Here is a 1,178-nt window from a genome sequence, read left to right on the forward strand (position 1 = left end):
AATTACTCGATGATCTTGGCCACGACGCCGGCGCCCACGGTGCGGCCGCCTTCGCGGATGGCAAAGCGCAGGCCTTCTTCCATGGCGATGGGGTTGATCAGCTTGACGGTGATCGACACGTTGTCGCCAGGCATCACCATTTCCTTGTCCGCGGGCAGCTCGATGGCGCCGGTCACGTCGGTGGTGCGGAAGTAGAACTGGGGACGGTAGTTGTTGAAGAACGGGGTGTGGCGGCCGCCTTCGTCCTTGGAGAGCACGTACACCTCAGCCGTGAAGTGGGTGTGCGGCTTGATGGAGCCGGGCTTGCACAGCACCTGGCCGCGCTCGACGTCTTCGCGCTTGGTACCGCGCAGCAGCAGACCGACGTTGTCGCCTGCCTGGCCCTGGTCCAGCAGCTTGCGGAACATTTCCACGCCGGTGCAGATGGTCTTTTGCGTGTCACGGATGCCGACGATTTCGATTTCTTCGCCGACCTTGATGATGCCGCGCTCGACACGGCCGGTCACCACGGTGCCGCGACCGGAGATGGAGAACACGTCTTCCACGGGCATCAGGAAGGCACCGTCCACAGCGCGCTCGGGCGTGGGGATGTAGGTGTCCAGGGCTTCGGCCAGCTTCAGGATGGCGCCTTCGCCCAGGTCGCCGGTGTCGCCTTCCAGGGCCAGCTTGGCCGAGCCCTTGATGATGGGGGTGTCGTCGCCGGGGAAGTCGTACTTGGAGAGCAGTTCGCGCACTTCCATTTCGACGAGTTCGAGCAGTTCGGCGTCGTCGACCATGTCGCACTTGTTCAGGAAGACGATGATGTAGGGCACGCCCACCTGGCGGGCCAGCAGGATGTGCTCGCGCGTCTGGGGCATGGGGCCGTCAGCGGCCGAGCACACCAGGATGGCGCCGTCCATCTGGGCGGCGCCGGTGATCATGTTCTTGACGTAGTCGGCGTGGCCGGGGCAGTCCACGTGGGCGTAGTGGCGGTTGGCCGTCTCGTATTCCACATGCGAGGTGTTGATGGTGATGCCGCGCGCCTTTTCTTCAGGGGCGTTGTCGATCTGGTCGTAGCCCTTGGCTTCGCCGCCGAATTTCTTGGCCAGCACGGTGGCGATTGCTGCGGTCAGCGTCGTCTTGCCGTGGTCCACGTGGCCGATCGTGCCCACGTTGACGTGCGGCTTGGTCCGCTCGAA

Annotated in this window: 1 protein-coding gene; it reads right to left on the minus strand. The window is 64.3% G+C overall.

Annotated elements, in window-relative coordinates; all coding sequences use genetic code 11:
• Positions 1 to 2: 2 nt before the first annotated feature.
• Positions 3 to 1,178 (minus strand): elongation factor Tu (gene tuf, locus CGR01S_RS16060; RefSeq protein WP_084690763.1); only part of this gene is annotated, 1,176 nt, incomplete at its 5' end.

Origin of the sequence: Comamonas granuli NBRC 101663 (assembly GCF_000739995.1) — a bacterium.
Taxonomy (GTDB): domain Bacteria; phylum Pseudomonadota; class Gammaproteobacteria; order Burkholderiales; family Burkholderiaceae_C; genus Simplicispira; species Simplicispira granuli.